The 26,756-nt window shown below is 39.8% G+C and carries 21 protein-coding genes and 1 tRNA gene; 4 read left to right on the forward strand and 18 right to left on the reverse strand.

Annotated elements, in window-relative coordinates; translation table 11 throughout:
* Positions 1-101: 101 nt before the first annotated feature.
* From gatB to G396_RS09925, 15 genes are all read right to left on the reverse strand, one after another.
* Positions 102-1,532: an Asp-tRNA(Asn)/Glu-tRNA(Gln) amidotransferase subunit GatB gene (gene gatB / locus G396_RS0102210; protein ID WP_028124912.1), complete on the reverse strand. Its 1,431-nt coding sequence runs from the start codon at positions 1,530-1,532 to the stop codon at positions 102-104.
* A complete protein-coding gene (gene gatA, locus G396_RS0102215; protein WP_028124913.1) occupies positions 1,532-3,007 on the reverse strand; it encodes an Asp-tRNA(Asn)/Glu-tRNA(Gln) amidotransferase subunit GatA in 1,476 nt (491 codons plus the stop codon). Before gatA ends, gatB begins: the two co-directional genes overlap by 1 nt.
* A 1-nt stretch (position 3,008) precedes the next feature.
* Positions 3,009-3,305: an Asp-tRNA(Asn)/Glu-tRNA(Gln) amidotransferase subunit GatC gene (gene gatC, locus G396_RS0102220; RefSeq protein ID WP_028124914.1), complete on the reverse strand. Its 297-nt coding sequence runs from the start codon at positions 3,303-3,305 to the stop codon at positions 3,009-3,011.
* A gap of 18 nt (positions 3,306-3,323) precedes the next feature.
* Entirely contained in the window at positions 3,324-4,559 is a 1,236-nt protein-coding gene (locus tag G396_RS0102225) for a CamS family sex pheromone protein (RefSeq protein ID WP_028124915.1), read from the reverse strand.
* A 4-nt stretch (positions 4,560-4,563) separates the two neighbouring features.
* Positions 4,564-6,585, reverse strand: coding sequence for an NAD-dependent DNA ligase LigA (gene ligA, locus G396_RS0102230; protein ID WP_028124916.1), 2,022 nt, complete (start codon positions 6,583-6,585; stop codon positions 4,564-4,566).
* A 63-nt stretch (positions 6,586-6,648) separates the two neighbouring features.
* Positions 6,649-9,012 (reverse strand): DNA helicase PcrA, encoded by a 2,364-nt coding sequence (gene pcrA / locus G396_RS0102235; protein ID WP_028124917.1) that lies wholly within the window; start codon positions 9,010-9,012, stop codon positions 6,649-6,651.
* Between the two features lie 447 nt (positions 9,013-9,459).
* Entirely contained in the window at positions 9,460-10,590 is a 1,131-nt protein-coding gene (locus tag G396_RS0102240) for an ATP-grasp domain-containing protein (protein WP_028124918.1), read from the reverse strand.
* 90 nt (positions 10,591-10,680) lie between these two features.
* Positions 10,681-11,370 carry a glycoside hydrolase family 73 protein gene (locus tag G396_RS0102245; protein WP_051221067.1) on the reverse strand — a complete coding sequence of 230 codons (690 nt, stop codon included), beginning with the start codon at positions 11,368-11,370 and terminating at the stop codon, positions 10,681-10,683.
* Positions 11,371-11,384: 14 nt separating this feature from the next.
* Positions 11,385-11,918 carry a hypothetical protein gene (locus G396_RS0102250; RefSeq protein ID WP_006418549.1) on the reverse strand — a complete coding sequence of 178 codons (534 nt, stop codon included), beginning with the start codon at positions 11,916-11,918 and terminating at the stop codon, positions 11,385-11,387.
* 212 nt (positions 11,919-12,130) lie between these two features.
* Entirely contained in the window at positions 12,131-14,167 is a 2,037-nt protein-coding gene (locus G396_RS0102255; RefSeq protein ID WP_162139957.1) for a serine hydrolase, read from the reverse strand.
* A gap of 194 nt (positions 14,168-14,361) precedes the next feature.
* The gene (locus G396_RS10855; protein WP_028124921.1) at positions 14,362-14,577 is read right to left on the reverse strand and encodes a hypothetical protein; all 216 of its coding nucleotides are present in this window, start codon (positions 14,575-14,577) and stop codon (positions 14,362-14,364) included.
* Positions 14,578-14,722: 145 nt separating this feature from the next.
* On the reverse strand, positions 14,723-15,316 hold the full coding sequence (locus G396_RS10860; protein ID WP_028124922.1) for a Gfo/Idh/MocA family protein: 594 nt from the start codon (positions 15,314-15,316) through the stop codon (positions 14,723-14,725).
* Positions 15,317-15,337: 21 nt separating this feature from the next.
* Positions 15,338-16,516: a class I SAM-dependent rRNA methyltransferase gene (locus tag G396_RS0102270; RefSeq protein ID WP_028124923.1), complete on the reverse strand. Its 1,179-nt coding sequence runs from the start codon at positions 16,514-16,516 to the stop codon at positions 15,338-15,340.
* A 3-nt stretch (positions 16,517-16,519) separates the two neighbouring features.
* Positions 16,520-17,758 (reverse strand): hypothetical protein, encoded by a 1,239-nt coding sequence (locus tag G396_RS0102275; protein WP_028124924.1) that lies wholly within the window; start codon positions 17,756-17,758, stop codon positions 16,520-16,522.
* The gene (locus tag G396_RS09925; RefSeq protein ID WP_051221068.1) at positions 17,742-18,809 is read right to left on the reverse strand and encodes a M42 family metallopeptidase; all 1,068 of its coding nucleotides are present in this window, start codon (positions 18,807-18,809) and stop codon (positions 17,742-17,744) included. Before G396_RS09925 ends, G396_RS0102275 begins: the two co-directional genes overlap by 17 nt.
* Positions 18,810-18,991: 182 nt before the next feature.
* Between G396_RS09925 and G396_RS0102285 the strand changes: the two genes are divergently transcribed.
* The 4 genes from G396_RS0102285 (at position 18,992) to G396_RS0102300 (ending at position 24,063) form a co-directional block, all read left to right on the forward strand.
* Positions 18,992-19,975, forward strand: coding sequence for a YhdH/YhfP family quinone oxidoreductase (locus G396_RS0102285; protein WP_028124925.1), 984 nt, complete (start codon positions 18,992-18,994; stop codon positions 19,973-19,975).
* Positions 19,976-20,340: 365 nt separating this feature from the next.
* Positions 20,341-22,101: an ABC transporter ATP-binding protein gene (locus G396_RS0102290; RefSeq protein WP_028124926.1), complete on the forward strand. Its 1,761-nt coding sequence runs from the start codon at positions 20,341-20,343 to the stop codon at positions 22,099-22,101.
* Entirely contained in the window at positions 22,094-23,881 is a 1,788-nt protein-coding gene (locus G396_RS0102295) for an ABC transporter ATP-binding protein (RefSeq protein ID WP_028124927.1), read from the forward strand. Before G396_RS0102290 ends, G396_RS0102295 begins: the two co-directional genes overlap by 8 nt.
* A gap of 99 nt (positions 23,882-23,980) precedes the next feature.
* Positions 23,981-24,063: transfer RNA gene (locus tag G396_RS0102300), tRNA-Leu, on the forward strand.
* Between the two features lie 218 nt (positions 24,064-24,281).
* On the opposite strand, the gene G396_RS11330 is transcribed toward G396_RS0102300, so the two are convergent.
* The 3 genes from G396_RS11330 to G396_RS0102320 all read right to left on the reverse strand — a co-directional run bounded on the left by G396_RS11330 (position 24,282) and on the right by G396_RS0102320 (position 26,706).
* Complete coding sequence (locus G396_RS11330; protein ID WP_006418510.1) at positions 24,282-24,449, reverse strand: hypothetical protein; 168 nt, start codon at positions 24,447-24,449, stop codon at positions 24,282-24,284.
* 347 nt (positions 24,450-24,796) lie between these two features.
* Positions 24,797-25,072: a hypothetical protein gene (locus G396_RS0102315; protein ID WP_006418452.1), complete on the reverse strand. Its 276-nt coding sequence runs from the start codon at positions 25,070-25,072 to the stop codon at positions 24,797-24,799.
* Between the two features lie 251 nt (positions 25,073-25,323).
* The gene (locus G396_RS0102320) at positions 25,324-26,706 is read right to left on the reverse strand and encodes a DUF4352 domain-containing protein (protein ID WP_028124928.1); all 1,383 of its coding nucleotides are present in this window, start codon (positions 26,704-26,706) and stop codon (positions 25,324-25,326) included.
* Positions 26,707-26,756: the final 50 nt, after the last annotated feature.

The raw sequence follows: 26,756 nt of genomic DNA on the forward strand, positions 1-26,756 counted from the left end.
ACTTAAAGGAATCAATGTTATCTAGCATATTTTTTATGAGAAAATAGTTAAAAAGTCAGATAAAGAAATACATTCTTTGTCCGACTTTTCTTCTTTTAAACTTATAATTTCGCTAAGGTTTCTTCTAATAATTGATTAATTACTTGTGGATTGGCTTTTCCCTTAGAGGCTTTCATAATTTGACCGACAAAGAATCCAAGTGCCCGTCCTTTACCATTCTTATAATCTTCAACTGATTGAGGATTATTAGCAATGGCTTCATCAATCATTGGTTGCAATTTGGCTGGATCAGAAATTTGGGCCATCCCTTGGGCTTCGACGACTTCCTCAGCATCACCACCTTCAGTCACTAAGATTTTAAAGAGTTTCTTAGCGATTTTAGATGAAATGGTTCCCTTATCAATTAATTGAATCATTTGACTCAAATTATGGGGCGTTAATTCAGTTTCATTCAAGGATACTTGCGCCTTATTTAAGTGGGCAGACACTTCGCCCATCAACCAGTTAGAAGTTTGTTTAGGGTCAGCTCCTTCAGCTACCGTTTGATCAAAGAAATCTGACATTAACTTAGTTTGAGTTAAAACCATGGCATCATATTCAGGTAATTCATATTTTTCAACATACCGCTGACGACGTTGGTCTGGCATCTCAGGTAATTCAGCTTTAACTTTTTCCACCCAATCACGGCTAATATGTACCGGTGGAATATCTGGTTCGGGGAAGTAACGATAATCGGCCGCCCCTTCTTTGACCCGCATCAAGATTGTGTCGCCAGTTGCTTCATCATAACGTCGAGTTTCTTGTTGGATGATACCCCCAGCCCGTATAATATCCGCTTGACGGGCCTCTTCAAAGGCTAAACCTTTACGTACATAGTTAAAGGAGTTTAAGTTCTTCAGCTCTGTTTTAGTCCCAAATTTTTCTTGACCATAAGGGCGAATAGAGATATTGGCGTCACAACGAAGGGATCCTTCTTCCATCCGGACATCAGAAACATCAGTGTATAAGATTTTTTCCCGTAAGGCTTCAAGGTAAGCATATGCTTCTTCCGGTGACCGCATATCCGCTTCCGATACGATTTCAATCAAGGGGGTTCCTTGACGGTTCAAGTCTACATAGGAGAAGCCATCGGTACCGTGGGTATTTTTACCTGCATCTTCTTCCAAGTGAACCCGTTCAATTCGGATTTTTTTCTTATGACCATTGACTTCGATTTCAATCCACCCATTCGTCCCGATTGGAAAATCATTTTGGGAAATTTGATAAGCGGCTGGGTTATCAGGATAGAAGTAATTTTTCCGGTCAAAGCGCATAGTTTCTGCAATATGACAGTTTAAAGCTAAGGCTGCCCGCATCCCAAATTCAATGGCTGCCTTATTAAGAACAGGTAGCGCCCCTGGGTAGGCCCAGTCTTTTTCATTGGTATTTGAGTTAGGCTCAGCTCCAAAGTGAGCGGGAGAGCTAGAGAAAATCTTGGTTTCAGTTTTTAGTTCTACATGGACTTCAAGTCCAATGACAGTTTCAAAGTTCATTACTTGTCTCCCTTCACAAAATTAGGTTCTTGGCTTAAATAATCATGACCTTGTTCGAAAGCGTGAGCTACTTGGTATAAAGTAGCTTCATCTTGAGCTTTAGCCATTAATTGTAAGCCAATCGGTAGACCCGCTTGGTCTAAGCCCGCTGGAATTGAAATGGCAGGTAGACCGGTTAAGTTGGAATTGACCGTTAATAAGTCAGCTGTATACATTTCTACTGGGTCTTTAGTTTCTTTACCTCCAATTAAGAAGGCAGTAGAGGTAGTTGTTGGTCCCATAATTAAATCATATTGGTCGAAGACTGCTTGGAATTCTTGCTTGATGAGAGTCCGTACTTGGGCTGCCTTCTTGAAGTACAAGTCAAAGGCTCCAGCAGATAAAGAAAAGGTTCCTAAGATAATCCGACGTTTCACTTCATCACCGAATCCTTCTGACCGTGATTGCACGTAAACTTCTTCTAAAGTTTGAGCTGCTTCAGACCGATAACCATAACGGATACCATCATAACGTTGTAAGTTTGAAGATGCTTCAGAAGAAGCAATAATATAATACACATTAATCCCATAAACAGAATGCGGTAGGGAAACTTCTTCCACGGTTGCACCTTGGCTTTCAAAGAAGTCAGCGGCTTCTTGCATCCGTTGCCGGATTTCAGTATTAATTGAATCTACTTTATATTCTTTAGGGAAAGCAATCTTCATTCCTTTAAGGTCTTGACCAATTTTGCTTGAAAAATCATATTGATCAGTTGGTAGTGAAGTCGAATCGCCTTCATCATGACCTGCAATCACTTCTAGTAGTAAGGCATTATCAGCCACGGTATGAGTTAATGGACCTACTTGGTCTAAGGAAGAACCGAAAGAGATAACCCCTAACCGAGAAACCGTGCCGTAGGTTGGTTTCATCCCAACTAAACCATTAAAGGCAGCTGGGTTACGGACAGACCCCCCCGTATCAGTACCTAAAGCTCCTGGTACTTGTTGGCTAGCTACCACTGCAGCTGATCCACCAGAAGATCCCCCAGGTACTCGTTCTAAGTCCCAAGGATTATGGACGGGTCCGAAATAAGAAGTTTGGTTGGACCCACCCATGGCAAATTCATCCATATTGACCTTACCAATAATAATGGCACCGGCCGCTTTTAGTTTAGCAATCACCGTCGCATCATAAGTTGGCACAAAGTTTTCTAACATTTTTGAGGCCGCGGTGGTTCTTAAACCTTCCGTTAAAATATTGTCTTTAATTGCTAGAGGAATACCATTTAAGACAGGAGCATCTGAACCATAGCCAATTTGATCGGCTTGTTCTGCTGCCGCTAAGGCTTGTTCTTTATTTAAAGTAATAAATGCATTAATGGCTTCATCCTTTTGCTCGATATCGGCGTAAATAGCGGTCACCAAATCTTTAGAGCTATAATTACCTGCTGCTAAATCAGCTTTAATCCCGTGTAAGGTTTTTGAAAATTCTACCATTCTATTCTTCCCCACTTTCTAAAATAGCTGGCACCTTGATAAAGCCATCTTGACTCTCCGGTGTATTGGCTAAGAAAGCTTCCCGTTTACCAGATAACTTGGCTTGGTCGGGACGGTAAATATTTTCTAAGGCATTACCAAAGTAAGTTGGTTGAACGCCTTCGGTATCGACTTCTTGTAATTGTTGAACCATGCTAACAATCTCTTGAATGTCAGCTTCAAAGGCTGCTGCACGATCAGCCGCAATATTAAGTTTAGCTAGTTTAGCTACCCGCTCAAAATTATCTATTCCTAACATGTATTCGCTCCTCTTCTTTTAATTCAAAATTGTTACTTGGAACTGGTCTGAGTTAGCATTTCTCACCAGTAAGGCCTCTAAACCAGATACGGAAGATATCTTAATTTCAATGGGTACCCCTTCTGGCAAGCGACGACTCGCGACGTCATTCACGTATTGGCTGATAGCCGTAATTTCTGTTTCTTGGAAAAATTGAGTAATAATTTCAATATTCAATTCAGCCAAGCCATTATCAATATACCAAGCATCTCCCGAAATTCCATTAAGATTAGGGAAGAAATTCTCAACATCGTTGGCAAAATCAGTGAAATAATTATATTGGTCATTTTGACTTTGATCATCTCTCACCGGTAATAAAACGCGATATTCATTATGTTCTGCCCAATCACTCACATTGTTCCCTTCCCGGGAAATTCCATCCAGCAGATAAGTGCCCCCAATATTTTCAGAATCAGGCGTTGAGGCATAGATTCCGACTACAATCGGAACGGACCGCAATTGTTCCGTATTTCTTAATCGGCCTACGATAATATTGGCGTACTGTTTACCGCGTTCCCGCATTTCACCCACAGAAATTTCTGTTTGATATTCGGTACCATCACTATCGGTATATTGGTAGAGTGAATTCATGGAAAGACCAATTACCACGCCACCTAAAGAAAAACCATCATCTGACTCAACCATAATATCTTTTTCCATAATCTGGTTAAGATAAATCGGTGGAATTTGTTCATCTACAACCGTTGCTTCGGTTGCTTGGGACTCTTGCGATTCATCTGACTCTTGACCTTCAGGTTGGTCCCCTGGTGCCGTTGATTCAGAAGAGGATTCAACATCTTTGATATCTTCTGCCGGTAGTTCAGGGTTTAGACCTTCACCATTAGTTTCAGATTCCCGACTCAGCCATGCAGTCATTGTGTCCGCATCAATTAATTGTCCTTCTTGTAAATAATATTGATTAGTCGGAAAGACTGATTTAGAAATCCGCATTAAACCTGCTTCAAAAGCAGCCATATTACGTGCCCCTAAAAGGTTGGTATTGTCAGTATCAGAAATACCTAAATTATACTTACCATCCGTAATAACCGCCCGATAGTATTCATCTGAAATTTGATTATCCGTTGTTTGAACACTCACTTCGTTTGGCGCTAAAGAAGCTTCTCGATCTTCTTGATTACCTAAGTTGTTCAAACACCCACTTAATACGACACTTAATAAACTAATTAAGGATAAGACCTTGAGTGATTTGCGCATTAGATTACTCACTTTCTTCATTGATTTGAGCTAAGAATTCTGACTCATCTAAGATTGTCACACCTAATTGCTCAGCTTTACTTAATTTTGAACCAGCATCCTGGCCAGCCACGAGATAGTCTGTATTTTTGGAGACAGACCCTGTCACCTTAGCCCCTAAGCCTTGTAAAATTTCTTTGGCCTGACTACGACTATAGCTTGCCATCGTCCCAGTTAAGACAACCGTCTTATCAAGCCAAAAATCATTGTCCAAACTTGTTTGATTGACTTTTGGCCCTGTATAGGTCATATTGACGCCCATATTAGTCAAGTCTTGAATCAAAGCATGACTGGCTTCATCCTGAAGGAAATCTACCAGTGATTTGGCAATAATGGTACCAATACCATCAATATTCGTAATTTCTTCTTCAGATGCCTGGCTTAATGCTTCTATTGTATCAAATTTTTGGGCAACTAAGCGAGCTGCTTTTGCTCCGACATGACGAATACCAAAACCGAATAATAATCGTTCTAAAGAATTGGTTTTAGAAGCCTCAATTGCTTGTAGTAGTTTTTGCGCCGATTTTTCTTTAGTATTAGGTAATTTCAGTAAATCGGCCAAAGTTAAATGGTATAGGTCCGCCACATTTTGAATCATATCGTGGTCAAGCAAGGCGGCCACCACTTTTTCACCCAAGCCTGAGATATTCATGGCTCCCCGTGAGCCAAAATGTGAAATTTGGGCTAACCGTTGTGCCGGACAAAGAGGGTTAAGACAACGCAGGGCAACCTCTCCCGCTTCCCGTTCCAAGGGATGGTAACAAACGGGACAGGTTTCAGGAATAACTAGGGGGGTGCTATCAGCCGGTCTTTGATCTAAATTGACCTCAATAATTTCCGGAATAATATCCCCTGCCTTATGAATTACCACCTGGTCTCCAATCCGAACATCCAGGGCTTTAATTAAATCGATGTTATGGAGTGAGGCGCGTTGCACCGTCGTTCCTGCCAGAAAAACAGGATCCATGACAGCGGTTGGGGTCACTACCCCAGTACGACCAACCGTCCATTCGACTTCTTTTAACCGGGTTGCTTCAACTTGAGCTTTAAACTTATAAGCAATTGCCCAGTGCGGTGCTTTGACAGTATAGCCTAAGGATGATTGTTGCGCAACCTGATTCACCTTAATCACTACCCCATCAATTTCATAGGGGAGGTCAGCCCGTTTCTGGCCGACTTCTTGAATATAAGCCATAATTTCTTCCTTATTATGGCAGAGCCGCCGCAAGGGATTCGTTCTAAGACCTAGTTCTTGTAGGAAATCAAAAAGCTGGGCTTGCGAATCTATCTGATAGTCCTCATTGTAAACTGCCCCATACATAAAAATATTTAATTGCCGTTTTGCCGCTTCTTTAGGATTAATTTGCCGCAGGCCACCTGCCGCTGCATTTCTTGGATTAGCAAACGGAGCAAGGCCAGCTAAATCACGACTTTCATTCAATTTTTGGAAAACTGCTTTTGGCATATAGGCCTCACCACGGAATTCGCCTGACACCGGTTTTTGTAATCTTAAGGGAAGTGCTTTGATAGTCCGAAGGTTACTGGTAATATTCTCCCCAACCCTACCATCCCCCCGAGTTGCCCCTTGGACAAAAAGACCGTCTTCATAGCGAAGGGAGATTGATAAACCATCAATTTTACACTCACACATGAAGGTCAAAGGTCCAGACACTTGATTTTGAACCCGATCAATAAAGGCTACAACCTCTTCTTCCGAGAAAGCATTAGCCAAGGAGTACAAAGGCTCAAGATGGGTGACTTTTTCAAAACCTGCTAGGACCTGGTCGCCAATCCTCTGAGTAGGCGAATCTGGACTTAACCAATCAGGATGAATTTTTTCAAGATTTTCTAATTGACGGTACATCTGGTCATAGACTGCATCTTCAGCTTGAGGCTTATCTAAGACATAATAAGCGTAGGCAAGCTGATTCAACTGCTCCTTTAAATCTTGGTAATCGTCTAAGGTCATTTCCTTGATTTCTTTCATGCCTAAGACCCTCCTTTTTAGTCTTTCAATTATACCATTGTTTCAAACATCTGCCATCTTAGATTAGTCAACTTTTGTAATCGGTGCAAAGGAGGCTAATAAATGTTTAATTCCTTGCGATTCAAAGGCAATAGACAAGGTCTTATCCTTACCAGAATCTTTGACAGCAATTACTGTACCTGTGCCCCACAACTTATGGCTGGCTTTGTCTCCCACTTGCCATTCCACTTGGTTTTCTTGTTGCCCTTGTTTAGTCATAGTTAGTCCAGCCTTAGATCGACTGGTTTTAGGTCGGTGTTTAGACAGACGCACTGAATTGGCACTCTGGCGTCCAGAAGCGCTTGATATACTTGTGCCAAAACTAGAAAAACTAGGGGACGTCTTCCATGAACTGGAAGCCAAGTGGTTGATGCCATCGTTTTTAACTTCCAGTAACTCTGAATCAATCTCATCAATAAAACGACTCGGTAGATTATGTTGGTACTGGCCGTATAAGAGTCGATTAGCTGAAGCTGACAGGAAGAGTTGGTCTTGAGCTCGGGTCATACCAACATAGGCTAAGCGGCGTTCTTCTTCTAATTCCTCTTCATTTTCACTCGCCCGTCTTAAAGGAAAGAGTCCTTCTTCCATTCCTACCATAAATACATAAGGAAATTCTAACCCTTTGGCTGCATGAAGAGTCATGAGGGTCACTTGGTCAGGATCTTGGTTTTCATTATTCTCTCGGTCGGTGACCAAGGAAATATCGGTTAAGAAGAGGGTTAGTAATTGGCGCTGACTAAGGTCAGTCTCGGCTTGATCATCTTGATCAGGGTCAACCATATCAGGATCTGCTTCTAGCCGCATGGACTGGTCCTCTTCATCAAAGCTTTTAGTTACTGAAGCAAACTCTTCTAAGTTTTCAATCCGAGTCATAGACTCAATGTCCTTATTTTTTTGTAAGTCTGCTAGATACCCTGACTGCTGCCAAACTTGGTCGACCAAATCAGATATTGGTAGGAATTCAGCTTGTTGACGCAGTTGGTCAATCATGGTTTTAAAGGCGATAAATTTAGCCTGTGTCCGACTGGGAATATCAGATAAGACCATCTGTTCCATGGCTTCATACAAGGACAAGCCCATTTGATTGGCTAAATCTTGTAATTTATCGACTGAGGTCTGGCCAATCCCACGTTTGGGTACATTTACAATTCGTCTAAAACTTAAATTATCCGAAGGATTATCAATCAGCCGTAGATAAGCCAAGGTATCTTGGATTTCCTTCCGGGAATAGAATTTTAACCCCCCCACAATGCGATAAGCCAGGTTGGCTTTAAGAAACTGGTCTTCTAAACTCCGGGATTGAGCTTGGGTCCGGTATAGGACCGCAATGTCCTGGTTTTTGGCTTGCTGACTTTGTTTTAACCGCTCAATGGTTGCCGTCACATACATGGCTTCGGACCGGTCATTATCTGCAATATAAAAGGATACTTTTTCCCCTTTGGATTTATTTGACCATAATTTTTTGGCTTGCCGTGATTTATTGTTTTCAATCACTGAATTGGCAGCATTCAAAATAGTCTGGGTAGACCGATAATTTTGCTCTAAGAGAATCGTAGTTGCATCGGGGAAATCCTCTTCAAAATTAAGGATATTTTCCATATTCGCTCCCCGCCAACCATAAATACTCTGGTCAGCATCACCGACCACACAAACATTCCGTAGGATACCCGTCAATAATTGGACGAGAAGATACTGGCTCTGGTTGGTATCTTGGTATTCATCCACATGGATATATTGAAACTTATGTTGATAAAACAAACGGGTTTCTTCATTTTCTTCCAATAATTTTACTGTTAACAAAATCAAATCATTGAAGTCCATGGAATTGTTCGCTTTTAAGTAGGCTTGATATTTGGTATAAACATTGGCTTGAATGTCTTCTATAAATCCTGCATGACTGGCAGCAAAGTCTTCTGGTAACTGGCCTTTATTCTTGGCATCATCAATTACATATAAAAAGTCTTTATAATTGAACTGTTTGCCATCAAGATTAAGTTCTTTCAAGATGTTTTTCATTAAGGTTGCTTGTTCACCTTGGTCGATAATCGTGAAATTGCTGCTATAACCAACCTTGGCCGCCTCCCGCCGTAAAATCCGAGCACACATGGCATGAAAGGTAGAAACCCAAATTGATTCGGCCGCAGGACCCACTAAAGCTTGAACCCGTTCTTTCATTTCATTGGCAGCTTTATTGGTAAAGGTAATGGCCAAAATATTCCAGGGATTTACCTGCTTAGCTTGGACCAAATAAGCAATCCGGTGAGTCAAAACTCGGGTTTTACCCGAACCAGCTCCGGCAGCAATTAAGACTGGACCTTCGGTAGTCAAAACCGCCTGCCGTTGGCGGTCATTTAATAAATCAATACTTTTTTGTAAATCTGTCATTTAAGGATTTCCTCCGTCACTGATTTCTTTCAAGGACTTTACGTATACACGGCTTCTATTATATCGAATCTAACCAGACTTTTTAAGTGACATCCATTAAAAAAGCAAAAATCCTCACTTTCCTTTAAAGTAAAGAATTTAAGCCTTCCTTTTCTTAACTTTTGGTTCAGTTAGGTATTTTTGTGTGATTTTTCTATACTTTATGCCAAGTCAGGAATTTTCCTCTAACTGGGTTCTAGCATTTTACCGTCACACGGATCATTACAAAAAAGCTGAGAGTACAAAATAATATAACTCCTAATTTTGTAAAAAAAATGAGGAACTAAGCAAAAAGCTCAGTCCCTCCCAATTATTTAATATGAATAATTCTTATCATTTCAACAGTTAGTATAATCGATCAAGCAAAAAGCAAAGTCTTTCACCGCTTGCCAATATTGCCGCTTTTTCTTAAGCCATTAATTCAGTTATTTCGATTTGCCGTTCACAGGAAGCCAAGGAGTCCCCCGTAACTACGACATAACCACTTAATTTATCAGGATCAGATCCCATCGGATTAAACAAGGCAAAGTGCCAATCATTCCGCAGACGGTATTGCGTTAGAACTTGTTCCTGATTTAACTGATTTAAGGGAATCGAAATAGCTGCCTTAGCCATAATTCTTAATTCAGGTAAAGGAAGACCTAAGCTCGCTCGGACCGTAGCCTGGAATTGATCCATGGATGTAGTACCTAAAGTGAAGATGGCCTCTTGTCCTAAGCCGATGGTAGCACCATTCACATAAATCACATCAGCAGAAGTAATAAAGACCTTGAGCGTAGTTGCACCCACCAAGGATAATTTTTGAGCTAGCTCAAAGCCAATGCGCTCGATTTCCTCTTGAATAAAGGCTGGTAAGGAGACAGGAAAACGCACTTGACTGCCTGACACATCCCCTTGACTAACCTCCTCAAAGATTGGATATAAGAGGGTTTCGCCTTGTTGGTTTCGTACGATGGTCAGCGAGGCCTTATGCTCAACAGGAATCCATGCTTCTAAAATACAAGTTCCAATTTCTAATTTAGCCTGAGCAGCAGGATAATCTTCGGTTGAATAAAGGATGAGATTATCATCAGCTTGGGCTACGTTTCTTTGACTTGCTTTTAAAACACAAGGAAAACCTAAATACTCAACCGCTTCTTTAATATCTTCGATGTTGGTCACTAAAGAGTAAGGCGCCACTAGACACTGATGATTATCTAAGTATGCTTTTTCTATTAATCTGTCGGTAGTAATGGCGATTAAATCATCAGACAAGGTTACCTCGGTCAGCTTATTTAATAGTTGAAAAGAACGATTTGAGAGCAGGCCCAATTCAACCATTACTAAATCAACCCGCTCAGCAAAATATGTCAAAGCCTGGTCATTATATGATTCTGCTACAGTTTGCCAGGAAGCAAATTGCCGTACGGGATTCACATCTTCCAACACTAGACTAGCCACCCGATAGCCTAAGCGCCCTGCAGCTTGAGCCAATAAAGCCGAGGGAATGCTTGCCCCAATAATCCCAATTGTCTGACCTGGATAAAAGTCTCTCGTCATTGTCTCACCTCTACTTCAAATAGTTTCTGCTTATTATGATACCATATTTACCTGGGCATTCACGGTCTTTTACATAAAAAACAAAATATATTATTCTGGTTGATCATATTGGGACAAATCCCAGCTCTCAATCATTTCAATCAATTTATTCGCATAATCAGGATCGGTTGCGTAACCTGCTAGCTGAAGCCCTTTGGCCTGTGCTTGATAAGTTTCTCCTTCTAAAACTGCTTGGTAAAAAGCTGGGTCCCAGCTAGTCCCATAATAAATTAAATGTGCATGTTCTGTCATTGATTGCTCCCAAGAATCATATACTTTAAACCGGTCCGTAATGGTAAGCCAAGATCCATCTTGGAATTCCTGGGTTTCTAAATCAATACCCGCTTCATCATCCGCCTCCGTTTTAACTCCATATAAATTATTGTAGTCACTCGCCAACTGACTCATCCCATAATTCGACTCTAAGCTAGCTTGAGCCAAGGAAACAGAAGCTAAAATCCCATATTGTCTTTGTAATTTTTGGGCAGTTGGAACCAACTGACTTATAAAGGCTTCTTGTTGAGCTTGTAATTGGGCTCCATCATTTTGCCCTGAAAAGTTTATCATCTTATAAAGTAATCCCATGATGAGAAGTAAAAATACGACCACAAATATGGTCATGGAACCAATCTTTTGGAGTAACTTCGATTTAAAACGACGCCATTTCTTAATGAAAGGTGTCGTTTGTTTGTTCTTCTTTGACTTTTTAGGCTTGGTTTTTGTTTTTTTCTTAGTTCCCATGACCTACTCCTTTATTAAATCTGATCAGCCTCCTCGTACTTAGCTGATTCATCATTGACCCATTGCAATAGCTTCCGTTGGTCATGTCCAATTTGATTTTGGATAACCCCAGGTAAACGCATTTCAATTATATCAGAGTAACCCCAGATTTGATAATCGGCCACAAGTCTGAGAATAACCATATTTGACTTACGAACAGAACCTAACTCATTTTCTTGACTATGTTTCCATTCTATCCGAGCCAAATCATGTTGTAACCAAGTCTTGGCTATTTGTTGCTTTAAATAGATATATTCTGCTACTGGATTATGAATAAAATCAGGACTAAGTTGGGCTTGACGAACTATCTTTTGGACGAGCATCCATTCATAATCGGTAAACAAAGTAGATATAATTTGCATATTTTCGTATTTGAGACCTTGTTCCCCTTTCTTCCACCGATCCCAAGATTGGGGTGAAATACCTAATTGGTCATTATAAAAGGCCTTCTCAGTCAAATATTTTTCTTTAATGGCATGAACAACAATTTCTACTAAATAAGGACTCATATTACACATCACCTTTCACGTGTATTTTTCTTAATTATACACCTAATAGGTGATGAACACCAGCCTATTTAAAGGAAATACATCGTTTGAATTTATATGAAAATCAAGTAAACGATAAAAGTTTCTCTCAAAAATTTATAAACAAAAAACCAACCTAGGAATTGAAATTCACTAGATTGGTTGTATATAAGTTTTACTAAAGAACTAACTACTTAGTTATATTTATAACTGCCGTCTTCTGCTTTGAACCATTTAGGTTCAACCACAACTCCATTTTCATTCACATAGGACCGGTTAGGCAAGACAACATATTCTCCGGTATTTTCAACTAATTGAGAATAATAGTCTTCTCGACCATTAGCATTTCCTGTACTTGTATTAGCCTCTGTGCCTTCTGCGTTATTAGTTTCTTGGCCTGTATTTGGTGATGGTAATATTGATATTTGGCTACTTTCATCAACAGCAGGTTCAGCTTGAGCTTGGCTATCACTACTAGAACTTTCGTCACTAGTATCTGTGCCTGTTACTAATAAGCTAGCTAAACTATTAAACAATTTGGTGAAATCTGCTTGTTTAGCTTTATCAGACAACATCACCACGATGTAGTTTTTGGCTTCAGTTTTTAAAATACCCGCATAATAATTTTGTTTAGTATTGGCATCGGCACTAGCAATTTCATAGCGACCTGTTACGTCTGGAATACCAGCTTCAGGATACTTGTTATTGATAGGCGTATTGAGTAATTGTTCTTTAATGGCTGCATCACTTTCAGCAGAAACTAGTTCATCATTGGCCAATTTATTTAACAATAAGCCTAAATCTTGAATACTTGTAGTTGCCCCTGTAAAACCACCTTCATTATCAACCGCAAGAAGAGTATTCACCTTAGTTGCAAAGTAATCATGTTCATTCAACCAAGTATTAAATTGATTAGGTCCACCCAGTGCTTGAATTAAATGATTCATAGCAGTAACATCATTTTCTTGAACCATTGCATAGACTAAATTACTGATAGTCAATGGAGTTTCTGGACTGCTAGCTGCAATATTGCCTTGATCCCCCTGAGCAATTAAACTTTCATTTAATTCAACGGGTTCTTCTAGGGTTAATTCGTTGGCATCTATTTTTTCATAAAGATTTTGTAGAATAAACCAAGCTATTTCATTGGCAGCTTCTACTTCTTTGACTTGATGTTGATAAGCTTGACTAGGTTCACTGGCGTCAGCTAAGTAAACTGAAACATCATTGTTGGTTCCACTCTCAATCGCTTTATTAAATTCAGTTTGTTTTTCAGCATTGGCTTGATCCGCTTGTGGACGCTCAAATGAAATTTTTTCTTCAAACTTACCATCCTGACTTGTAATTAATAAGTTTGCTTGCCCAGCTTGGTCAGAATTTTCGGAAGTCATTTGTACTTGGCCGTCACCGACTTGCCCTGGATCATTAAATTTAAGACTTAAATTTTTACCATCTTTAGTTAAGGCAAAAGCTTGACCTAGTTCTTGTTTTTGACCATCTTGTTCAATGGCAAAGTTAAATGTTGACCGATCAACACTTTCTAATTCTTGGTCAAAAGCTAAATCAACTTCAATGATAGGGTAGTTATCCGTCTTAACTTCCTTGTTGCTCACTGTGAAAGTTCCTTGTTCTTCAGCGGCTTGATTACTTTCTTGATTAGAGCCAGTGCTTGGGTCAGCCCCTGTTTCTATTTCACTTTCACTTGTTCCAATTGGCTGACTACTCTCGCTCTTATCTTGATTAAAATAATCAGTTACTTTGCCAATAAGTTGTGGTCCGAATAAGAATAATAGAAAGACAATGGCAACAGCAATTAATAATTTAAGGATTCCCCACAAAACTGAAAGGAAGCCACCGCGCCGTCTTGGTTCATCTTCATAATAATCTTCTTCGAAGTCTTGATCATCATAGTTGGAAGCTTCATCCAGATCATTTTCCGCTTGAATCCGTCGCATTTCTTCTTCATCAATTTGAAAAGGATCGTCCGCATCTACTTGGTTACTTTCAGGAGCACCTGGAACAACAGGAGTCGGCACTGGTTCTCTCTGAGTTTGAAGTTCCTCGTCCCTTGCTACTGTCCTATTTTCTTTCTTAGAATCAATGACTGGTTCTCTCTCATATTCTTGATTATTAACTGTATCCTTGGCATATTCATCATAACCCGTGTTTTCGTCATAATCATAACTTTCTTTTAAGACTGGATTTTTAGGAACGACCGTTCCTTTTTTCATGGCTTTTATTTCATCAGCACTAAAAACATGGCCACAGTGGGCACATTGATGTTTACTTCTTACAGTTTTTCCGCAGTTAGGGCAGATCATGCTATTTCCTCCTTGTTTTCCAATAAGCTGGACTTCCTATTTATTGTAGCAAATTCTAAGACGGGTGTCACCAATACTTATTCGTATGCTTATTCAAATAATACTTATATTTTTGCTTTAATTTGGTCAAGAATCTGAGCACAGGCCAAAGAGTCAGTCAAGGGCATAATTGGGCTTTGACTTTTTCCAGTTAAATATAATTCCGTAAATTGTTTAATTTGGCTAAAAAAATCGTCATGTTCATAAGGAATATGGATTGTCTGATTTTGACCATCGATATCAATTAAGTGAGCAAATTGTGGCCGATGGAGATCATCCACAATCAGACTTGCCTGGTCACCAATAAATTCTGCTTGCTTAGCTTGTTTACGATCAAAACCCGTTTCTAAATAAATATCAATCGGGCCTTGTTTAAAATGACTTAGGCTATATACATCAACATTCCGATAGATTTTACTCTCTTGGTCAACCAGGCGAAGTTGGTCGGAAAAATAATCCTGGATCCAAGCGGCACAATAAATACCACAGTCTAAAAGCGCCCCCTTGTCCAGCTTGCATATGATAAGAATTTTGACCCTCTAAATCCATTTGGTTACACAAGGAAAAATATGCCTTTTGGATAGTTCCTAGGAGACCCTGACCAATAATTTCTTCTTTTAAGTATTGATACAAGGGAATAAAGCGGGTCTTCATGGCTTCCATCACCAATACGCCCGTCTGCTTTTGTATCTCAATAATTTGAGCTACTTGACTTGCATTTATAGCTAAGGGTTTCTCACAAAGCACCGCTTTACCGGCTTGACACGCTTTAATGACCCACTCCTGGTGTAGGCCATGGGGTAAGGCAATATAAACAGCTTCAATGTCCATTTCTTGTAATAATTGCTGAGGATCTTGGTAGGTCTTTTCAATCCCAAATTGCTGACAAAAAACCTGTCCTTTTAGGGGGTTACGCGCTGAGACAGCAAGAATTCGGTTTTCTGGGTCAGCTAAACAAGCTGTGGCAAACCGATGGGCAATCTTACCGGCCCCAATAATACCAATAATACCCCATTTCATACTTTCACTTCCTTATTATGTTTAACTAGCCCGATAATATACTAATACTTTCAAATATTGACTCTCGAAGTCCACTGTCGTGGGAAAATCTTCACCAAGACTAAAAGCCTGGATCAGTTGGAAGGAACCAACCTGGTTTAGGGCCTTTCTGACATCATTTTCAAACGCTTCACGTTGATAGACCGAGTGGTTGGTTGATAGAATCAAAAGTCCGCCTGGATTAACCAAGTCTGCCAAACGAGTCGCTAATTGGCCATAATCATTTAATGCCGAAAAGGTCCGTTTTTTGGACCGGGAAAAACTTGGAGGATCACAAACGACTAAATCATAACGTAACTGGTGGCGTCGACTATAATCAATATAATCAAAGACATCCATAATTTTCACTTGATTTTGGCTGTCAAATTCTAAATTATTTAAGGCATAATTTTGCTGAGTCATTTCTTGAGCCCGTTGGGCTAAATCGACATTCAACGTCATAGACGCCCCACCACTAGCAGCTGCGACACCGAAAGCACCTGTGTAAGAAAACAAGTTTAAAACAGCTAGCCCTTGAGCTTGGCTTTGGATAAATTGACGTACATCGCGTTGATCTAAAAAGATACCTGTCATCCAATCCTGTCCGAGGGAAATTTGGTATTGAAGGCCGTTTTCAGAAATGACAAAATCTGATTCTCCTTCAGGGCCAAAGCTTTGTTGATGAGGCGCTTGACCGGGCTCCAAGGGGAAACGTATGGTTTCAAAAATGGCTCGAATTTCTTTAACTTTTTCCTGAAAGGCTTGTAAAATTTCATCACGATATTGATAAAGACCCCGATTATACCAAGTAAAAAGTAGACGCCCCGCGTAATAATCTACGGTCAATCCCCCGAGTCCATCCCCAGGACCATTAAATAAACGAAAAGCATTAGTTTGAGCACTATCAAATAAAAAATGACGACGTTTAAGAGCAGTTTCGACCAGAGAAATTATATATTCTTGGTTGAAAACAAAATCACGGTCATAACTGACAACCCAGGCGATCCCTTTATTTTGTTGCGCTACCATGGCCCAAGCTAAAAATTCATGGTCTGAATCGGTTAAAGTAACAATCTGACCCTGTCCATACTGATTCAAGTCTTGGCTATCCACTAAATCTGCTGCTTGAATTAAGCGTCCACCATTTTTTATTCGGTGACTCGCACGTTTTCTTAATTGCATAACTTACTCCTCTTGATTTTTATCAATAATATTTTGCAGGCTATACTTGAGTTCTTCCGCAGTCATCCGATCTAAATCCTGGAAGTCTGGTACCGGATTTGCGAGTGGCTGAACGTCAATTTCTAAGTAACATTTGATTCCTTTTAAATCAGCCGTTTTATCTTCAAAGATATTTAGTTCAAAGTCCTCAGCAATCCCTTCTAAGCCTAAATGATAGGAATTATTTCTAGGATCTAAAGCTAAATCTATCTTTCTTAATTTGTGAGTGACATCGGAAGAATGCAAATGTTTATCCGTCGCAAAATCTTGCAATTGATAACTTTGACTCACTTCATCAAAGCTCGATCGGGGGCCTTTAAGGCTTTGATCGATTGCTAGACTATCTTCCTTACGCTCAAGGTTTAATTCATGGTTAAATGAAAAATCCCATTGACCTTTCTGGCTACTAGCCTGGGGATCAAAACTTGCCAGTTGCCCCTGTTGATTCATTGGAGCAATCGCTCTGGCTTGAATATCGTAGGTGAAATTAGACCGCAATTGAAAATTGCCTGAACGTTTAAATAAACCTTCAGGGATATCCGTTAATTCCGCCTGCAAGTGATAGCCTGCTTGACTATGAGTCAAATGCCTCGGATTAATTTGGTTGACTAAGTTACTGTCGGGTAAGAGTACCAAGGCTGAGAAATAATCTTCTATGCTTAAATCTTCATTTCTACGTCCATTTTCAGAAATCAAATAAATTTGATCTAGGTCGTCCAAAGCTTGTCTTTGGCTGGCTTGGATATCAAAATAAGTCTGTAAAATTTGATAGGAATTAAACCAGGCCATTTGTTGACTATAGACTAAGTTAAAATTATCATAGGCCATAATTTTAAGCGGGTGGCTGGCAAGTAACTTGGTTTTATCATGAACATCATAATCATTAAAAGTAAAGTTCATAGCGGCTCGACCTTGTGAACCTTGAAAATCAATTTGACCTTCATAAAGAGGAACTTGATTTTCCACATCTACCATCCGATAAGTCACTGTAAAATCTTCCATTTTTTGAATTTTCGTTAATGCTAGGTTAAACGCTTGCCGGTAATCCTTTACTGAACTAGTTAAATTATCCCGACTTAATTGGTCTTGGGTAAATAAATCAAAGTCAGGAAAAAGATTATTCATCTGTGCTTGAACTGGAAGAGGATTCAAACACGATCCGATAAGAAGACTAGTGATACTCAACTTAGTAAAAGTCTTCATTAAGCTCCCCTCCTGATACTAACATTGAGGAGTAAATATAAGCGGTCACCAAATCATAGGTGGCTTTGACTGAATCTAGATGAGTTCTTTCATAAGAATGACTGGATTCAATCCCAGCCCCAAAAAGTCCATGGCGAACTTCTGCTCCGGCTGACATCGCCGCAGATGCATCAGACCCATAATAAGGATAGATATCAAGTTGATAAGGAATCTCTTGGTCTTGAGCTAATTGCACCAAATGCTTACGCAAACCGTAGTGATAAGGACCAGATGCATCCTTTACGCAGATAGAGACTGAATATTCATCCGTGGCTTGGTCATCTCCCATGGCCCCCATGTCAACCGCAATAAGTTCAACCACATTATTCGGGATGGAGGAATTAGCGCCGTGACCCACTTCTTCAAAAGGGGACCAGTAAAAATAAGTGGTATGGGGGAGTTTTTTGTCAGAATGACTCAATTGGTCTAAAAATTCTAATAAAATCGCGGCAGAAACTTTATCATCTAAATGACGTGATTTGATAAAACCGGACTCAGTGACTTGGGTCCGTGGATCAAAAGAAATAATATCCCCCACTTGAATTCCTAAAGCCCTGGTTTCTTCTGCGTTAGTTACCTTGGCATCAAGACGCACTTCCATATTATCCTGATTTCTTTCGGCCGTCTTAGCATCCTTATAAACATGGACTGAGGTTTGGTGCATCAAAATAGTTCCGGAAATAGTCTTATCTTGGCCGGCTAAGTGGACCAAACAATTTTCACCTTCAATCGAAGGATAACCAAAACCACCCACCAAGTCGATTTTTAACCGACCATCCGGTTTAATTGCCCGCACCATGGCCCCTAGTGTATCTAAATGAGCGGTCAGTAAACGAGCGGCTTGGTGATTCGCTCCTTTCACTTCGACTAAAACGCCACCCTTAGGTGTCCGTTGATAGTCATAATTTAATTGGTCTAAACGGTGACATAAATAATCCATCACTTTTTCCGTGTAACCGGTTGGCGAAGGAATATTAGTAAAATCTGTAATATATTTTGTTAAAGTCTGCATCATTCTACCCTCAATTTCTAATCATAATCAATCCAATTATAACATAGGTTAAACCGGGTCTACTTTGATTATGATTTTTTCTTTTAAATTTCATAATTCTTTGACAAAAATAAGCAAATCGCTTGTCTAATGTAATCGCTTCCGATAAAATTAACGGGTATAAATTTTTAGGAGGAAGATAAATGACAGATTTTAGAGCTCTACGTGTGAAAGAAAACAATGATCAAGTCGAACTGAGTATTGATACACTCACAAAAAATGACCTACCTGAGGGTGATGTTTTAATCAAAGTAGCTTATTCTTCTTTAAACTACAAAGATATGTTAGCGAGTCAAACCAAGGGTGGTGTGATCCGTCACTATCCAATGACGCTTGGGATTGATTTATCTGGAACAGTTGAAGAGTCAAACTCTGACCAATTTAAAAAGGGCGACCAAGTCTTAGTAACAGGATTTGGGATTGGGGTTTCCCATCCTGGTGGTTTGGCGGAATATGCTAAAGTACCAGCTGAGTGGGTGGTTCACTTACCGGAAGGACTGAATCTCGAAAGTGCCATGGTTTTTGGTACAGCTGGCTTTACTGCTGCTTTATCTGTTGCTGCTCTAGAAGAAGCGGGCATGAAAGTGGCTGATAATCCTGCAATTCTTGTAACCGGTGCGACCGGGGGCGTAGGTTTTGTTGCTTTACAAATTCTAGCTAAAGCAGGCTACCAAAACATTACTGCCCTTGTCCGTAAAGACTACCAAGTAGAGGTAGCTAAAAACTTAGGTGCTCATAATATTTTGGACAGCAAAGATTTAGGAGATAAAAAACCTTTAGGCCGCAGTCAATTTGATTATATTTTAGATACGGTTGGGGGCGATGTGGCCGCAACTCTTCTAGGCCAATTAAGTTACGATGGGGCGATGTCTATGTGCGGTAATGCTGCCGGTATTAAATTTGAAGCCACTGTCTTCCCGATGATCTTACGTGGCAACAAAATTCTTGGAGTTGACTCTGTCCAAGTGCCAATTGAAAAAAGACCAGCCCTTTGGAATAAAATGGCAGGAGACTGGAATGTGACTGACACTACGCTTTATGATGTGATTAGCTTAGACCAAGTGCCAGCGGCGATTCAAAAACTAAAAGAGGGCTCTCACTTAGGTCGAACTATTGTAAAAATGTAAGTCTTGACGGAGCTTTATATCTAGTGAATTTAATTATTATTTTATGTGAGACTGGGCTTTGGCCCAGTCTTTTTTATACCTTAAAAAGTGATTTAGGTATTGGCCTTGGATTCATTTTTCATATTGGCACACTTCAAATTAGGCAGAGCCAGTCATTCCCTTACCTTCATTTTGGTCATTCAACCCCTAATAAATGATGGTTACTTCTATTTCTATTATAATAATGAAAGATCTTATCATGAGTATTTTCTAACCTAAGCGGTGAATTCTAATAAAACTAAGCCACTTACCTTGACATTATTACAATTCAAACTTATATTTAAATGTGCACTTTTATTAGAATTTGATAAAAAAAGGAGAATGACATGTTTACGATTTTTAAGAAATTGGCATGGTTTTTCAAATTAAAATGGAAATCCACGCTCGGTGCGGTGGCAGGTCTCATTGCCTGTGCCCTCTTATCAGCCTATATCCCCCTTGTCATTGGGGAAGTAGTTGATGAGTTCGCCAATAAGACTTTAAGCCAAGCCAGTCTGACACGCTACATCATTATTCTACTTGCGGTCGGCTTAGCTATGTATATTCTGAGGAATATCTGGCGAACCCTTCTGTTTGGCAATTCTACTAAGTTAGAATACATTCTACGAAAACGACTTTTCAATCATTTAACCAAGATGGACCAAGAGTTCTACAACCAACACCGAACCGGTGACCTGATGGCCCATGCCACCAACGACTTGGCTGCCATTCGCTTCGTGGCCGGGGGTGGGATTTTAACCCTAACCGACTCCCTTTCGATTACACTTGCTACCCTCTTCTCCATGTTTATTGTGATTGACTGGAAATTATCCTTATTAACGATTATACCTTTTCCCTTCTTATTCCTAGCTTCACGTTACTTAGGGAAAAAAATCAGAACGACCTTCCGCGGATCACTTGAATCCTTCTCAAAATTAAATGACCATGTCCAAGAATCAGTGGCTGGTATCAACGTCATTAAAGCCTTTGGTGAAGAAAAAGATGACTATCTAGACTTTGTTGCAGCGACAGACAATGTCGTCGACAAAAATGAAAAAGTTTATCGTTATGACTCGGCTTATGGTCCCGTCATTGATACCATCACCGGCCTAACTTATGTCTTAACTATCTTCTTCGGTACTTTCTTTGTTCAATCCGGTCGGATTTCGATTGGTCAACTGATTGCCTTCTTCTCTTATCTTGGAAATATGACCTGGCCCTTGATTGCCATGGGTCGGATGGTCAACACCTTAGAACGAGGCAATGTCTCTTATGATCGAATCGATGCCTTACTCAATGAAACCGCATCGGTAGTTAATCCTAGCAATGCGACGAAAGGACTTACTTATCAGGATTTGCAGGTTGATATTAACCGCTTTACTTATCCCCATGCAGAACATGATGCCCTTGAAAATATTCACTTCCATTTAAAAGACGGCCAAACTCTAGGTCTTGTTGGTAAAACTGGGTCTGGTAAATCCACCCTCTTTAGCCTTCTTGTTAGAAATTTTGATGTAAATCAAGGTTCAATTAAGATAGATGGAGTTGAGCTAAGACGAATTGATTTGGATGAAATTAATGAAAATATTGGTTATATCTCGCAAAATAACCTGCTCTTTTCAACCACGGTCCGCGACAATATTCGTTTTGGCCGCCCAGACATGAGCCAAGAAGAAGTTGAATACTTTGCTAAATTAGCCAATGTCCATGAAGATATCCTTGGTTTTGCGGACGGCTATGATACCCTGGTAGGCGAACGTGGTGTTTCCCTATCTGGAGGACAAAAACAACGGGTTTCGATTGCTAGAACCCTCGCTATTAATCCTAAAATCCTAATTATGGATGATGCCCTCTCCGCAGTGGACGCCAAAACTGAGAAGATTATTCTTAATAATCTAAAGAATCACCGGAAAGGTGGTATCACCATTATCGGTACCCACCGAATTTCTTCCGTGATGCATGCCAATGAAACCTTAGTCTTAGAAAATGGTCGTGTGATTGAACGCGGTAACCATACTGAATTACTAGCAATCGATGGCTGGTACAATAACATGTTCCAACAACAACAACTGGAACAAAAATTGGAAGGAGGAGACCTCAATGAATAGCATTTCTCAAAAGAAGAAAAATTCCTTTTCTATAAAAGAACAAGCTTCTATTCTTAAGTACCTCTTCCACTTTGCCTTAAATGAACGCAAACACTTCCTAATTTCTATCATCATGATGATGATTACCTCTGGTTTAACTGCCTATATGCCTTTAATTATTCAAGGTTATATTGACCAATACCTCGCCAAGGATAATGCCACCATGGCGATAACCATTCGGATTGCCTTGACTTACTTGATTTTGCTACTCATTAAAATGGTAGTGACTTATTTTAAAGACTATACCTTTAAACTAGCTTCTGAAAAAACCGTAGCTGGCATGCGGAATCAAATCTATTCTAAAGTCATTCACTTCTCCATGGATTATTTTAATAAAACACCCAACGGCGAAGTTGTTTCCCGGGTGACCAATGATACCCAAACCATTAAAGAATTCTGGAATGTTTTCTTAACCTTCTTTGATGGGTTAATCAATGCAATTATGGTCGGGGTCGCCATGTTTTCTTTGAATATCTCCATGTCTTGGGTCTTCATTGCCTTTATCCCACTGGTTTTTATTTTAATCATAGCCTATCAAAAAACTTCGACGATTGTCTATGGTCGGATGCGGGAGGCTTTAAGTCGGGTGAATGCCCAACTTTCAGAATCAACCATGGGAATGTGGCTTATCCAACAATTTAATCAAAGCGAGCGCATGAAAGCTGACTTTGACAAAATTAATTCTGAATATGTTGAGGCGCGGATTAATATGTTCCGCCTCGATGCCGCCCTTTTAATGCCAGCTGTTAACTTAATTGAACAAATCGTTCTTGTCTTAGTCATTTGGATTTTTGGTAAAGAACTCTTAGGCGGGTCTACTTTAGATGTAGGGATGATTTATGCTTTTACTAACTATTCCAAATCCTTCTTCCATCCCATTGGTCAAATGATTGGTTCTCTTTCAATTTACCAGGATGGGCTAGTGGCCGCTTCAAGGGGTATCTACCTAATTGATAATGCCCAGTATGCTCCCCAAGCTAATACCGATGCTAGCGATCAAGCTATTTCAGGTACCGTGTCCCTTAAAAACATGACCTTCTCCTATAATGGCAAACAAGATGTCCTTAAGAATGTGTCAATCGAGGTCAAGGCCGGTCAAATGATTGCCTTAGTCGGTCATACCGGCTCAGGTAAGTCTACGATTATCAACCTATTAATGCGGTTTTATGATTACTCTGATGGCGATATTCTGATCGATGGTCAATCCATCCGGAATTTATCCCAAGAAAGTCTCCGCCGGCAAATTGGCTTAGTTCACCAAGATGCCTTTATGTTCTATGGTAACTTCTACGATAATATCCGTCTCCATGGGGACTATACTAAGTCTGAAATCGAAAAGGCAGCCCGCTTTACAGGTGCCGATAGCTTTATCCGTGAACAAGAAAATGGCTACGAAACCATGGTGTCTGAAGGCGGTAAATCCCTATCTGCGGGACAACGCCAATTGATTAATATTACCCGGACTATCTTACGGAAGCCACGGATTCTAATCCTAGATGAAGCGACCGCAAACATTGATACAGAAACCGAAGGTTACATCCAAGCCAGTCTGGAAAAAATCCGCCAGGAATGTACTCTAATTGTTATTGCCCACCGACTCTCTACGATTAAAAAAACCGACCGAATTTATGTTATGAATAAAGGTCGCGTGATTGAGCAGGGTCAACATGACGATTTAATTGACCAGGAAGGCACCTACTACAATATGTACCAATTACAGTCTTTACAAGGTTTAAGCTAGTTCAATAAAAGAGGCCCTAGGGCCTCTTTTTTATTGGAAATCTAGTCAACCTAGACTTGAAAAGACAAGCAATCCATGTTACAATACTCTTTGTCTTTTGCGGTCATGGCGGAACGGCAGACGCGCTGTCTTGAGGGGGCAGTGGGGGTATCCCTGTGTGGGTTCAAATCCCACTGGCCGCATAAAAAAGCAGACAAATCATATGATTTGTCTGCTTTTTTCATACACTCGATTATTTAGCCAAAGGACAAGTAGTAGGAGCCCAGGCAGTTTGGCCGCTATAATTTTTAGCTTCTTCCGCCCCAGTTAAGACTCTTAGTGCCTCATTGGCCATGGCTTGCATTTCAAACTCACCCGGATAGGCAAAAATCGGAGCAATCCAGCCGCAATCATCTTTAATTTACGCGACTAAATCTGAATTAAAGACCATGCCGCCACTTAGTAAAATCGCTTGAACTTCACCATGGAGAGCGACGACCATTTGACCAATATATTTATTAATTTGATAAACCATGGCCTGCCAAGCTAATTGGGCTGCTGAATCTCCCTGGGCTGCTTGCTCAGACACTTCTTTACTTGGCTAGTAAGTATAGAATTAGCCATCACATTTTCTTTGGTTGGGCCTGCACTGAAGAATTTTTTTATCACTTAGATAGCAACTAAAGAATCTACCGACGCACTTTCTTTAATTAGGCCTGTACTGAAGAATTTTTCCCTCACTTAGCTGGCAAGTAAAGAATCTAGCGACGAACCTTCTTTTATTAGGCTTGCGCTGAAGAATTTTTTCCTCACTCAGCTAACAAGTAAAGAATCCACCCTCTCATTTTCTTTAATTAAGCCCAAACTAAAGAATTATACTTCCAAACAAAAAGGGCCAAACAAGAAACTCTTGTTTGGTCCCATAAAAAATCTCAATTACCCTTTAATTTGATCAACCACGGCTTGGCCCGCCATCCGGCCTGAGTTGACCGCAAACCCCATAGCATTACCTGGTAAAGTATAGTTATAGGAATCGCCGCAAATGGTGTTAGCATCAGAACCAGCCGCATTATCAGGATAAGCTGAATTACCGTGATCACCTAGAACATTAACGGCCGCAATCCGATTATTTTCGATGGTTACTTCAACTTCATAATCGCCATGTTGGCCTACTCCCTTGCCGACATATTTACCATTTATTAAATTTAACATAGTCCTCTCTCCTCATATAACTCGTTGATAACGTTTTTTGAATATCTTATCACAAGTTCCAGAGTAATTATTTAGAATATCTTACAATTTTTTTATATATTATCCTCTTACTTTTGTGTTTTATTTCAATATTCACTTGATCAGTTTTATTTCTTTCTAAATATCAATGTACTTTATTTTTGAGATAAACAGAAAAGCACCTAGAATTCATATAATTCTAGGTGCTTCGTAAAATATAGTAAGTGATATGCTTATTCAGCCGCTTTCAGCGTAAAGATCAATGTTTGATAATCATTCATAGTTCTGAAATCTTTATCGTAAACATTCACATCGACCATGATTGAACGACCTTTATAAATTTCATAATCATCTTTAGAAATAGTGAAAACTAGATAACCGGTTGCGCTATCACCTTCTGCCAGAACAGTATCATCAGGTACTACTTCAGGAACGAAGGTAGATTGTTGATCATATTGAATACTTTCGTTCAGGATTAAGTTACCATTGGTGTTCATAAACTTAACTTGATCTTCTTCCTGACTACTATTATTTTCGATAGTATATTCAACCGTATAAACGACTACACCATCCTTAAAGTTTGCGTACTTAGGCGCTTCTTCTTTGTTAGGCGTGAATTCAGTGATTTGATAGCCATTGACTGTCACGTCAACATCTTCAACGGTTAGGGTCTCATTGACTTCACCTTCTTCTAACATTTCTTTAGTCCCCAAATTATCCGTGATAAATTTATCAGGGTAAAACTCACCTTTAGCTGCTTGTTTTTCCATATTATCTTCTGACAATGGTAAGACAACTTGTTCCGGCATTGAAACCCATTTACTATTATCTTCATCGGTTTCATCTAAACTAATATAACCTGGTTTATATGTAATTTCACCATTTTCTAATACATGATCTAACACATCTGCAGGCAGCGCAACCGTTTCATATCCCGTGATACTTTCACCAGCTGGTAAGACATTTTCAAGGGCAATAATTTTATTCGTCAATGCTTCTTCATCAGGGATAAATTGGGAAGAATGAGAATAAGAACGGTCAGCACCAATCACACTGTATTTAGAAGATTGTCCGATAAAAATTGGTTTATCTGTATCGTTAGTATATGTGATTTGGACCACTAACATACCACCACGTTCCCGTTGTTTATCAAAGACAGTATCCCAGTCACGAGAGATATTTTTTAATTCATATAATTTATAACCATCGATCTTATAAGAAATTCCATCTTGGTTATAGGCCTCAAGTCCTTCAAGTGAAGCAAATAATTCACTTATTTCTGCTTGAGTAGATTCTTTAAGGGCAGCTTCAATATCATATTCAAAATCAAATTTTTCAGATGCGCTTTCTTCTTCTGAACCTTCTGCTTCGGTTTCTTCTTCAGATTCCTCAGCAGCTTCTTCTTCAGAACTATCTGAAACTTCAGATGCATCAGCATCTTCAGCGTCACTTGATTCTTCTCCTGATTCTTCAGCGGCGTCACTTTCTTCAGCGGACTCTTCCTGAGCTGATTCAGCTTCACTGGATGATTCCTGGGCAAAAATTGGATTTATAGCACCGACCAACAACAAACTAGTAGAAACAAAAGCACTAAACATTCTTAACGTTTTTTTCATTGGTACACCTCCATATTTTGATACTCCCATTTTAAATAAATTATTTCAAA

The sequence above is a fragment of the Eremococcus coleocola DSM 15696 genome, from assembly GCF_000428865.1.
Lineage (GTDB): Bacteria > Bacillota > Bacilli > Lactobacillales > Aerococcaceae > Eremococcus > Eremococcus coleocola.

Bases quoted from the DNA above. Each gene is read 5' to 3' on its own strand.
- G396_RS0102245 (WP_051221067.1), bottom strand. From the start codon at position 11,370: ATGGGAACTAAGAAAAAAACAAAAACCAAGCCTAAAAAGTCAAAGAAG.
- G396_RS0102240 (WP_028124918.1), bottom strand. From the start codon at position 10,590: ATGACGAGAGACTTTTATCCAGGTCAGACAATTGGGATTATTGGGGCA.
- G396_RS09925 (WP_051221068.1), bottom strand. From the start codon at position 18,809: ATGCAGACTTTAACAAAATATATTACAGATTTTACTAATATTCCTTCG.
- G396_RS0102290 (WP_028124926.1), top strand. From the start codon at position 20,341: ATGTTTACGATTTTTAAGAAATTGGCATGGTTTTTCAAATTAAAATGG.
- G396_RS0102250 (WP_006418549.1), bottom strand. From the start codon at position 11,918: ATGAGTCCTTATTTAGTAGAAATTGTTGTTCATGCCATTAAAGAAAAA.
- ligA (WP_028124916.1), bottom strand. From the start codon at position 6,585: ATGAAAGAAATCAAGGAAATGACCTTAGACGATTACCAAGATTTAAAG.
- gatC (WP_028124914.1), bottom strand. From the start codon at position 3,305: ATGTTAGGAATAGATAATTTTGAGCGGGTAGCTAAACTAGCTAAACTT.
- G396_RS0102295 (WP_028124927.1), top strand. From the start codon at position 22,094: ATGAATAGCATTTCTCAAAAGAAGAAAAATTCCTTTTCTATAAAAGAA.
- G396_RS10860 (WP_028124922.1), bottom strand. From the start codon at position 15,316: ATGAAATGGGGTATTATTGGTATTATTGGGGCCGGTAAGATTGCCCAT.
- G396_RS0102255 (WP_162139957.1), bottom strand. From the start codon at position 14,167: ATGAAAAAAGGAACGGTCGTTCCTAAAAATCCAGTCTTAAAAGAAAGT.
- G396_RS0102315 (WP_006418452.1), bottom strand. From the start codon at position 25,072: ATGTTAAATTTAATAAATGGTAAATATGTCGGCAAGGGAGTAGGCCAA.
- G396_RS0102275 (WP_028124924.1), bottom strand. From the start codon at position 17,758: ATGAAGACTTTTACTAAGTTGAGTATCACTAGTCTTCTTATCGGATCG.
- gatA (WP_028124913.1), bottom strand. From the start codon at position 3,007: ATGGTAGAATTTTCAAAAACCTTACACGGGATTAAAGCTGATTTAGCA.
- G396_RS0102270 (WP_028124923.1), bottom strand. From the start codon at position 16,516: ATGCAATTAAGAAAACGTGCGAGTCACCGAATAAAAAATGGTGGACGC.
- G396_RS0102225 (WP_028124915.1), bottom strand. From the start codon at position 4,559: ATGCGCAAATCACTCAAGGTCTTATCCTTAATTAGTTTATTAAGTGTC.
- G396_RS0102320 (WP_028124928.1), bottom strand. From the start codon at position 26,706: ATGAAAAAAACGTTAAGAATGTTTAGTGCTTTTGTTTCTACTAGTTTG.
- G396_RS0102285 (WP_028124925.1), top strand. From the start codon at position 18,992: ATGACAGATTTTAGAGCTCTACGTGTGAAAGAAAACAATGATCAAGTC.
- pcrA (WP_028124917.1), bottom strand. From the start codon at position 9,012: ATGACAGATTTACAAAAAAGTATTGATTTATTAAATGACCGCCAACGG.
- gatB (WP_028124912.1), bottom strand. From the start codon at position 1,532: ATGAACTTTGAAACTGTCATTGGACTTGAAGTCCATGTAGAACTAAAA.